General features: G+C 64.8%; 8 protein-coding genes and 1 pseudogene. 4 read left to right on the top strand and 5 right to left on the bottom strand.

All coding sequences use genetic code 11. The annotated features are described in order from the left end of the window. Positions 1-191, bottom strand: a pseudogene (locus tag AB4Y34_RS39685) (sulfonate ABC transporter permease); the annotation flags it as partial. A gap of 214 nt (positions 192-405) precedes the next feature. Continuing rightward, positions 406-546, bottom strand: coding sequence for a hypothetical protein (locus AB4Y34_RS39680; protein ID WP_176383085.1), 141 nt, complete (start codon positions 544-546; stop codon positions 406-408). Positions 547-1,509: 963 nt separating this feature from the next. On the opposite strand from AB4Y34_RS39680, the gene AB4Y34_RS39675 reads away from it, so the two are divergent. After that, positions 1,510-3,006: a carbohydrate porin gene (locus AB4Y34_RS39675; RefSeq protein WP_176383083.1), complete on the top strand. Its 1,497-nt coding sequence runs from the start codon at positions 1,510-1,512 to the stop codon at positions 3,004-3,006. A gap of 144 nt (positions 3,007-3,150) precedes the next feature. Here the strand turns inward: AB4Y34_RS39675 and AB4Y34_RS39670 are convergent, their stop codons facing one another. Beyond that, on the bottom strand, positions 3,151-3,492 hold the full coding sequence (locus AB4Y34_RS39670; RefSeq protein ID WP_176123726.1) for a carboxymuconolactone decarboxylase family protein: 342 nt from the start codon (positions 3,490-3,492) through the stop codon (positions 3,151-3,153). A gap of 116 nt (positions 3,493-3,608) precedes the next feature. Between AB4Y34_RS39670 and AB4Y34_RS39665 the strand changes: the two genes are divergently transcribed. Next, complete coding sequence (locus AB4Y34_RS39665; protein ID WP_368719114.1) at positions 3,609-4,586, top strand: cupin domain-containing protein; 978 nt, start codon at positions 3,609-3,611, stop codon at positions 4,584-4,586. Positions 4,587-4,613: 27 nt separating this feature from the next. On the opposite strand, the gene AB4Y34_RS39660 is transcribed toward AB4Y34_RS39665, so the two are convergent. Both AB4Y34_RS39660 and AB4Y34_RS39655 read right to left on the bottom strand, forming a co-directional pair. After that, on the bottom strand, positions 4,614-5,186 hold the full coding sequence (locus AB4Y34_RS39660; RefSeq protein WP_176123728.1) for an aromatic acid exporter family protein: 573 nt from the start codon (positions 5,184-5,186) through the stop codon (positions 4,614-4,616). 72 nt (positions 5,187-5,258) lie between these two features. Continuing rightward, complete coding sequence (locus AB4Y34_RS39655) at positions 5,259-6,686, bottom strand: PLP-dependent aminotransferase family protein (protein WP_368719113.1); 1,428 nt, start codon at positions 6,684-6,686, stop codon at positions 5,259-5,261. A 344-nt stretch (positions 6,687-7,030) separates the two neighbouring features. Between AB4Y34_RS39655 and AB4Y34_RS39650 the strand changes: the two genes are divergently transcribed. Both AB4Y34_RS39650 and AB4Y34_RS39645 read left to right on the top strand, forming a co-directional pair. Next, positions 7,031-8,263, top strand: coding sequence for an NAD(P)/FAD-dependent oxidoreductase (locus AB4Y34_RS39650; RefSeq protein ID WP_368719112.1), 1,233 nt, complete (start codon positions 7,031-7,033; stop codon positions 8,261-8,263). A gap of 35 nt (positions 8,264-8,298) precedes the next feature. Continuing rightward, entirely contained in the window at positions 8,299-9,447 is a 1,149-nt protein-coding gene (locus AB4Y34_RS39645; RefSeq protein ID WP_176383075.1) for a branched-chain amino acid ABC transporter substrate-binding protein, read from the top strand. The last annotated feature ends 452 nt before the right edge of the window (positions 9,448-9,899 follow it).

Raw genomic sequence — 9,899 nt, 5'->3', positions numbered from 1 at the left:
AGGTTGGCCGGATCGAGCGAGATCGCCTGGGTCTTTAGCGTCGACATCGGCGCGAGCGTCTCGTGAAAGCCGATCGACGCCATCGCGATCAGGCAGATGATCAGCGGGAACGCGACGAAGTCCCAGCCGTTTGGAAGCAGCCGCCGCGCGGATGCGTTGGCGGTGCGGTTCAGATTGAAACCGAACTCCATCAATCCCCTCCGGGGCCGTGAGTATTGGTGAGCAGCGAAGTCGTGCCGCCGTACAGGGCGGTGGCCTGCGCATCGATTCGCGACGGATCGTTGAGTTGGAACATAACGAATTGCAAGTTGATGAAAGGGCTTATTCAGCAAGCAACGGACACGACGAGGCAACACCACAATCTTTCGATGATGGCGTCGATTCGTGACAGGAGCTTGGCAGAACTCAGGAGAAAAGCGAGCCGATGCGGCGCCACAGCGTGGGGAGCCGATTCGAGCGGACCGGATCGAGCGATAGAAGCGACTCGTAGTGAGCGCGCGACTCGTTGCGATAAGGCAGATGCGGCAAAAGCAGAGCGAAATTCATGACGTTTCTCCGCGCGTCGTGTGTTGACGCGGCAAGCGGAAAGCGGGCAGACGGTCCAACGTCGCACGCTTGGCGCGGCGTCAGGGTGCTAGCTGCTTTCCTTCTGTAAGGCTGAAGGGAAGGGGCATAAACAACAACTGTCACTGTCGGGCATGTCGGCTCCTCGTCGGGTTGAACTGCGCGCGGACGCGCAGCGTGGCTCTACCGGATTCGTCCGAACCCGCGAGCAGGCGCGGGTATGGGCGAGCGCCGGCCGCAAACCCGAAGGCTTGCGAGGGCGTGCCAGCGTGGACGAGCGAAGGCCGCGTCCACATGGCGCTAGTAATCGAAGTGCACGAAGGAGCTTTGCTGCGGCGCGCACCGTTCTGCCTGCTGGCAGAACGGCGGCGCGGGGGAAGGGGCGCGGACGTTCTGTCGGTCAGGCAGTGAAACTGTTCGAAGATTGACTACTGCAGGTGTCCAAGGCATCAGCCTCATTTGAGAAGACGGGCGAATTCTAGACGCGGTAAAAACCAGGAGTCAACCAGATTCTGTAAGCAGAGCCAACATTCTTCGACAGAACCCGCGGTCGTCTTTGTGCGATTTTTACTTGCGCTTTTGCGGAGCATGTCAATACAATCCGCCCCAACGTATCGAAGGAGTCGTTCATGGACCCGTGTCCAGAAAGTGGAAGTCCGATGCCGGCCAGCACCGGCAGCACCACCGCGAGATAGTCGCCGCAGGTTCACTCCTTCGCCGCTGACTCGCTGAAGTCGGGTTAGCGCGCTTCAATTCCAACCGGCCTTGCCGTCGGTTTTCTGTAGCACGCCTGCTCTTTTTTGACCGTCGTCTGCGAGCCCGCTTGCAGAGGCGATTGCGCTTTCGCATTTGCGCTCGTTGTTTGCCGGACCTTTCGCACACGTCCATGTGCATGTGCGAATAACGACGGAGCGATCCGCCTGTAAATCCAATCCCCAACAACCGATGAAAAATATCGACAAGCGCAGACTACTGGGCTCCGGCGGTTCGATCGCCGTGACTGCGGTCCTTTCCCTCGGCCTCGGCCCTTGCGCGTTCGCGCAGACACCCGGCGACGCCACCCCGGCGCAAGCGGCGCCATCGACTGCACCGGCCGCACCGGTTCCCGGCGCCACGGACAAGGCGGCGCCCGCCGATCAGACCGTCGCAGCGCCGACCGGATTGTGGGAGCGCTCGAACCTGTTCGGCGAAATGGGCGGCCTGCGTCCCTGGCTCGGCAACTACGGTGTGACGTTCAATCTGCAGGAGACCAGCGAATACATGGGCAACCTGTCGGGCGGCACGAATCGCGGCGGTGCCTACCAAGGCTTGACCGGGTTCGGACTCGTCGTCGATACGGAAAAGGCCTTCGGATTGCCGGGCGGCACCTTCAACGTCTCCGGTCTGCAGATTCACGGCACGAGCCTGACCGCCAGAAATCTGCAAACACTGCAAACTGCGAGCGGCATCGAAGCCGACGCCGCGACCCGTCTGTGGGAACTGTGGTATCAGCAGTCGCTCGGCAACGTCGATGTGAAGATCGGCCAGCAGAGTCTCGATCAGGAGTTCATGGTCAGCCAGTACGCGGCCACCTTCATGAACGCAACGTTTGGCTGGCCGGTGCTGCCCGCCGTCGATCTGCCCGCGGGCGGACCGGCCTATCCGCTGTCGTCGCTCGGCGTGAGGGCGCGCGCATCGTTCGCGAACGGCGTCACCGTGCTGGGCGGCGTATTCGACGGCAACCCGGCGCCAGGCGTCGGCGATCCGCAAAAGCTCAACGCGAGCGGCACGAACTTCAATCTCGGCAACGGCGCGCTGGTGATCGGCGAACTGCAGTACGCGATCAACCAGCCGTCGGCGAATCCTTCCGATCCGAGGCCGGCTGGCCTGCCAGGCACCTACAAGCTCGGCTTCTGGTACAACAGCAACCACTTCGCGGATCAGGGTTTCGACACCGGCGGCCTGTCGCTGGCGAATCCGGCGAGCAACGGCATGCCGACGAATCATCGCGGCAACTACAGCTTCTACGCGGTTGCCGACCAGATGGTGTGGCGCGCGGGCCCCGACAGTCCGCAGTCGGTCGGCGTGTTCGCCCGCATCATGGGTGCGCCGGGCGATCGCAATCTGGTCGATCTCGGCGTCAACGCGGGCGTCACGCTCAAGGCGCCGTTCAAGGGGCGCGACAACGATGTGGTCGGGCTTGCGCTCGGCTATGCAAAGATCGGTTCTCACGCGCAGAATCTGGCGAGCGCGCAGGCGCTGTACACGCCGGGCTATCCGTCACGCAGCGCGGAGACGGTGCTCGAAGCCACTTATCAATACCAGGTCGCGCCGTGGTGGATGCTGCAAGCGGACTTCCAGTACTTCTGGCGGCCGGGCGGCGGGATTCCGGACCCGGACGATTCGTCCCAGCGCATCAGGAACGAAGCGGTTCTCGGCTTGCGCACGACGATCCAGTTTTGAGGAAAGGTCGCTCGGCAGGCTGATACTCGCTTCATCAATCGCTTCAACAAAGGCCGCGCGCCGCATCGCCGAACATGATCGGTCGATGCGGCGCGTTACGACGCACGCCGACTTGGCGAGCGCCCCGGCTCATCATCGACTCGCTTACCCCTGCGCATGCGCGGCGACCGCGTCCAGCGTGCGCGCCGAGTACACCAGCGTCGCGCCCGCGTTGACCGCCATCGCGACGCCGAGCGCTTCGGCGATTTCCTCGCGGGTCGCGCCGTGCTTCAGCGCCTCGGCCGTATGGACCGTGATACAGCCGTCACAGCGCAGGCTCACCGCGACCGCGAGCGCAATCAGCTCGCGCGTTTTCGCGCCGAGCAGATCGGTCTTCTGACCGGCATTCGACATCGCCTGATACGCCTTCACGCTGTCCGGCGCGAGCTTCGACATTTCGCCGATACGGCCGAACAGTTCCTTGCGGTAATCGATCCAGTTCAACATGGCAGTGCTCCTTGGTCCGTTGCGCGCCAGCGGTCGCCGGCGTCGTGGAAACAGTATTGCGCCGCGCCGCGATATCCTGAATACTCATTCGACTCAACTTTTAGCGCGCTCGTCTCATGGACACGCTCAGTCGCCTGATCGACCTTGCCCGGCCGCAAGCGAGTCTCGATCTTCGCTGCCTGCTATCAGGCGCATTCGATATCGATCACGCGCCGCTGGAGAGGGGCGTCGCGCCGTTTCATCTGGTGCTCGACGGCAGTTGCGTGATCGAGACCGCCGCCGGCGAGCAGCTCGAATTGAAGGCCGGCGATTTCATGCTGTTTCCGCGTGGCGACGCGCATCGCGTGCGCGACTTGAAGCGCTCGGCGGGCGGCCTGCCGCTGACGCTCGGGCACGACGGCATGCTGCCGGTGCGGCGCAACGACGGTGAGGAAGCCGCCACATCCGCGCAGACGCCCAACCACACCGCGACTCATGAAGGCGTCGATCTGCTGTGCGGCCGCTTCGTCTATGCGCTCGGTTCGTCGGCGTTGCTGCTCGATGCGCTGCCCGATCCGCTGCACGTGTCGCTCGGGGACGCGCAGACGCTCGATGCGTTGCAAACGCTGATCACTTTGATGCGCGGTGAAGCGGCGCGGCGTCAGCCTGGCGCGCTCACCATCGTGACGGCCTTGAGCCACGCGCTGTTCGCAATGGCACTGCGCGTGCACGGCGAGCGCAATGCGAACAGCGCCGGCATGCTCGCGTTGCTGACGGACGCACGACTCGGCGCATCGGTGCAAGCGATGCTCGACGCACCCGAACGCGCGTGGACGATCTCCGAACTCGGCGAGCGCGCTGCGATGTCGCGCGCGACCTACGCGCGCCGTTTCAACGAGCGCGCGGGCATGACCGTGATGGATTTTCTGACGCAGATCCGCATGGCGATCGCCAGCGACCTGCTGTTGCGCACGCAACGCAGCGCGGCGGACATCGGCGAGGCGGTCGGCTATCAGTCGGAGGCGGCGTTCGGCAAGGCGTTTGCGCAAAGCGTCGGTGTGACGCCCGGACGTTACCGGCGTCGCACGCAAATGGACGATGCTCCGGATGACTGACTAAAGAATCGACGCGCGCGCGTGATTCTATTTGGGCGTTTCGCCCTTGCTGAACGCACGTCTTTCGAGCGACGCCATCAGCCGCGCGACCACGAGCGCGCAGACCGTCCCGAGCGTCACTTCGGCAAGCCGCAGAAAAGCCTTGTCCCACGCGGGGCCGATGCCTGGCGCCAGCAGCATGATCGTCGCCGTGATGCCGCCAAGGCGCGCCGCGCTGCCGACGTTGACGACCCAGCAGATCAGGATCGCGGCCGCGACGGTCGCCGCGTACGCGGCAAAATGGCCGCCGCCCGCGAGCGTGCCGATCAGCCCGCAAATGCCGCCGACCATCGCGCCGATGAACTGGTCGCGCGACAGCTTGCGAGTGTCGATATAGCTGTGCTGGCTCACCGCGATCGCGGTGATCGCGGCCCAGAACGCCTGCTCGGTGTGCAGCGCGCGGCCGATACCGAACGCGAGACTCGCGCCCGCCACCGCCTGCAGGGCCATGAAGCCACCCTCGATCAAGCGGTCGCCGAGCGGCAGCGTCTTCAGGAAAGCGAACAGCGCATCGGCGGCGGGCGTGCGCGAGGAGGGGCTTGAATCGTCGGACGGAGTCATCGGATGATGGCGGCTCGCAGGGGCAGGGTCGTGCCGTATTCTAGCGGCTGCGCCCGACGCTTCCACCGCTGTCTAGATCGTGCCGAACAGCGCGCGCGGCCGGTCGCGCAGCGTGTGCGCGAGAATTTGCAGGCCGCGCGTCAGCTGCTCGCGCGACTCGGCGCAAGCGAGATTGATGCGCACGCCGTGTTCGACCGTCGAGCGATCCACCGCGAACGCGGAGGCCGGCATCGTGTTGACGCCGCGCGCGAGCGCGTTGGCCGCGAAATCGTCCGAGCGCCACGGCGGCGGCACGCGCAACCACACGAACATGCATGCGGGATCGCTCTTCAGATGCTCGGCGGGCAGTAGTTCGCGCGCGATCTCCTGGCGCGCGCGCAACTCGGCGCGTTGCGCGTCGAGGATCGTCTGCGCAGTGCCGTCCTCGATCCAGCGCGTGGCGATCAGCGTCGACAGCGGCGCGGGCATCCACGCGGTCGTGCGCACCGCCTCCGCGGCCAGCGCCGCGCCATGCGGCGGCGTGTGCAGATAGCCGATGCGCAGGCCCGGTGCGAGGATCTTCGAGGTCGACGTGATGTGGAAGGTCAGCTCCGGGCACAGGCTCGCAATCGTCGGCAAGCGCGCTTGCAGCAGCGGACCGTACACGTCGTCTTCGATGATCACGATGTGATGCCGGCGCGCGATCTCGGCGAGCGCCGCGCGACGCGCGAGGCTCATCGTCACCACGGTCGGGTTCTGCAGATTCGGCACCGTGAAGATCGCCTTTACGCGCCGATGCCGGCACGCGTCTTCGAGACGGTCGGGCAGCAGCCCTTCGTCGTCGCTCGGAATGCCGACCAGTTCGAACTGAAACACTGGCGCGAGGGCTTTCAGGCCATAGTAGGTCAGTTGATCCGACAGGATCACGCCTTCATGCCCCATCAGGCTGCTCAGCACCGCATACAGGCCATGCTGCGCGCCGCTCGTCACGACCACGCTGTCGGCGCTGGGCGTGAAGCCGGGCGCGGCGAGCCATTGCGCGCCCGCGGCCCGCGCCCATTCGGGGCCCTGCGGCGGCTGATATTCCTGGGTCTGCGGATAGCGCGGATCGTGCGCGATGTGCGCCATCGTCCGCGCGAGTTGTGTGAGGAATTCACCGGTGGCGGGCCGGTTCACGGTCAGGTCCAGCACGGCGTTCGCGTCGGCGTGGCCGCTTGCCGATGTGCTGTCGCTGCGGGCATGCACGGCAGGCATGGCGCCGCCGGTGACGATCGAGCCGCGCCGCTTGCTCGCGACGATCAGCCCCCGCGCCTGCAACTCCTTGTACGCGCGCGACACGGTGGAGACATTCAGGCCCAGCTCCAACGCGAGCTCGCGCTGCGGCGGCAGACGGCTGCCCGGCGGGTAGAGGCCGCTGCGGACTTGTTCCTCGAGGCTGCGCGACACTTCGAGATAAGTCGGTTGACGGCCCTTTGTCTGGAGCACGTCCTCACCGTTTGTGTGGTCAATTGCGCTTTTCATCAAGCGTGAATCTCCATGCAAAAACCCGTTCGAGCGTGCAGGACCCTGCCAATACTAAACCCGTTCGTCGTCGGATCGGCAACTGGAAGTACATCGCACTGCACGATGCCAGCCCGGTTCGCTCGGGGAAAGTACCTAAGTCCACACAAAGCCAAATTAATTGCACACAAAAAAACTTTGTGTGAGTATTAAAGCATGATTTGTGTGGCGTCGTGTCGAAAGACGACGCGCAACTGTGGTACAGGAGGGACGGTCGTGACAGAGCAGCAGAGCACGCTCCTGCCGGTCGATGCATCGGGCGGAAATTCGGGTCGGGCGGCCAGTGCGGCCGGGCGGCGCACGCGATGAGCGAAGTCGCCGTGCTGGGCGCGGGCTTCATCGGCCTGTCGAGCGCCTACTGGCTGATGCGCGACGGTCACCACGTCACGCTGCTCGACGCGCTCGGTCCGGGCGAGGCCACGTCATACGGCAATGCGGGCACGTTCGCCAACTATGGCTGCATTCCGGTGAACAACCCGGCGGTGTTCCGCAATCTGCCGCGCTTCCTGTTTTCGCCGACCAGTCCGCTGCGGATTCGCTGGCGCTATCTGCCGCAACTCGCGCCTTGGCTTGTGCGTTTTCTATGCGCGTCGATGCCGCGGCGCTACGAGCACAGCGCTCGAGCGCTCGCAAGCCTGCTGTCGCGCGCGTTCGACGGTTACCGCGAGATGCTCGAAAGCGATAACCTGTCGCGCTTCGTGCGGCCGCGCGAATGCCTATACCTGTACTCGAATGGGGCGTCGTTCGACGCGGCCCAGCCGTCGCTCGCGTTGCGCCGCTCGCTCGGCGTGCATTTCGAAAACTTCGACCGCGCCGGCATCGCCGCACTCGAACCGAATCTCGCGCCGATCTTTGCGCACGGCACGTTGTTCAACGGCAGCTGGTTCCTCGGCGACCCGCGCGGATTTCTGCAGGCGTTGCACGCGGCGCTGCTCGCTCGCGGTCTCAGGCATGAGCGCGTCGCGGTTCGCACGCTTGTGCCCGGCGCCAACAGCGTGCGCATCGTCGACGAAGCGGGTTGCTCCTATGACGCCGCGCAGGCAGTCGTCTGTGCCGGCGCATTTTCCGGCCGCTTCGCGCGCCAATGCGGCGACCGCGTACCTCTCGATACCGAGCGCGGCTATCACGTGCGCTTCCCCGGCACGTCGTCGCTGATTTCACGGCCGTGCGGCTGGGCCGAGCGCGGCTTCTACATGGTGCCGATGGACGGCGGCATCCGCGCCGCGGGCACCGTCGAACTGGGCGGCTATGGACCGCAGCGCAATGCCGCGTTGCTCGATCTGATCACGCGCTCCGCGCGGCTCGCGCTGCCGCAATTGCCTCAACCGGATAGCGACTGGCTCGGTTTCCGGCCGAGCCTGCCCGACGGCCTGCCGGTCGTCGGAGCGTCGAGCGCGTCGCCGCGCGTCGTCTACGCATTCGGTCATCAGCATCTGGGCGTCACGCTGGGCGGCGTGACGGGCAGCGTCGTCGCCGATCTGGTGGCGGGGCGCGTGCCGCCGGTCGATCTCGCGCCTTACAGCCCGCGTCGTTTTTAACCACCGCAACTGCTGCACGGAAGAGGACGGACATCATGAAACGCAGAAACCTGGTTGTCGCACTCGCCCTTGGGATGTTGTGCTCGCATGCGCCGTCGTACGGCGCCGAGCCGCAAATCGTCAAGATCGGTTTCGTCGGACCGCTGACCGGACCGGTCGCGCGGGTCGGCAAGGATCTGCAGAACGGCGCGCAGCTCGCGGTGGATGAAGCGAACGCGAAGCATCCGATGATCGGCGGCAAACCCGTCAAATATGTGCTCGACGTGCAGGACGATCAGGCCGATCCGCGCATCGCGATCCAGGTCGCGCAGAAGCTCGTCGACGACGGTGTGGTCGGCGTGATTGGCCATTACAACTCGGGCTGCAGCATTCCGGCCTCGGCCGTCTATCACACGGCGAACGTCGCGATGATCACGCCGGGCTCGACGAATCCGGCGCTCACCGCGCAGGGTTTCGCGAACGTGTTCCGCACGATGGGGCACGACGGCGTCGGCGGTGTGATTGCGGGCGAGTTCGCGGTGCAGCAGTTGAAGGCGAAGCGCATCGGCATCATCGACGATCGCACCGCGTTCGGCCAGGGCCTCGCCGATGCGTTCGAGAAGGGCGCAAAGCAGGCGAACGGCAATGTCGTCGATCGCGAATTCACGAACGACAAGGCGGTCGATCTGCGCGCGATCCTGACTTCGTTGAAGCAGAAAAACGTCGACCTGATCTTTTTCGGCGGACTCGACGAGCAGGGCGCGATGCTGGTCAAGCAGATGCGCTCGCTCGGCATGCCCGCGCAACTGTTTGGCGCGGGGGCCCTGAAGAGCAACGCGTTCCTGCAGATTGCGGGCAACGCGGGCGAGGGGACGCGCGATCTCGAGCCCGGTCCTGCGCTCGACAAGCTGCCGTCCGCGCAGGAGTTCGGCAAGCGCTACAAGGCGCGCTTCAATCAGGATGTCGAGCTGTATGCGCCGTTCGCCTACGACGCCGCGCTCGCGATGATTCAGGCAATTCAGAGCGCGGACTCGCTCGATCGCGCGAAGATCGTCGCGGCTTTCCCGAAAGTGAACGTAACGGGCGTGACGGGGAAAATCGCGTTCGATCCGCATGGGGATCTGATCAAGCCGCCTTATACGCTGTTCGAGGTGCAGCAGGGGCAGTGGAAGAGTCAGCGGACCGTGGGCGGCGGCGGGGTGTGAGGTTTATCCAGACTGAGCCGGCTGTCGCGACGCCGCTTTGCGGCGCGCCGTCCGGGGGCGCCGGCTTGTCCGACCGATGCAGCAGCCCGTGCCGCGCAACGAGCGTGTCTATCTGCTCGTTGGCGATCGAGGCGGAAATAAAGTAACCCCTCACAATCGATCTGATCGATTGTCTTGACCCACCCAAACAGTTCTGCGGTTTCGACACCTTCAATGACGACTCGCTTGCCCATAAATCGCAGGTGAGATCGAATCACCGATAAGGGGGGGCGTCCACGCAATATGAACCCCCCCTTCGAAAACGCCATCCCCCCCTCCCCGAAGGCTGAGCTTTACCCACAAGTCCGCTTGTAAACTGGTTCGGACGGTGTTAACTTTCGCGCATTCAATTGATGTAGCGGCTGCGGATTGGCGATCGGAGACGACACGGCAGACTGGGCGAGCGAGGAATT

Origin of the sequence: Paraburkholderia sp. BR10954 (assembly GCF_040965775.1) — a bacterium.
GTDB lineage: Bacteria > Pseudomonadota > Gammaproteobacteria > Burkholderiales > Burkholderiaceae > Paraburkholderia > Paraburkholderia youngii.
Note: the sequence above shows the minus strand (reverse complement) of the source record. Positions and strands in the feature narration are given on the sequence as shown.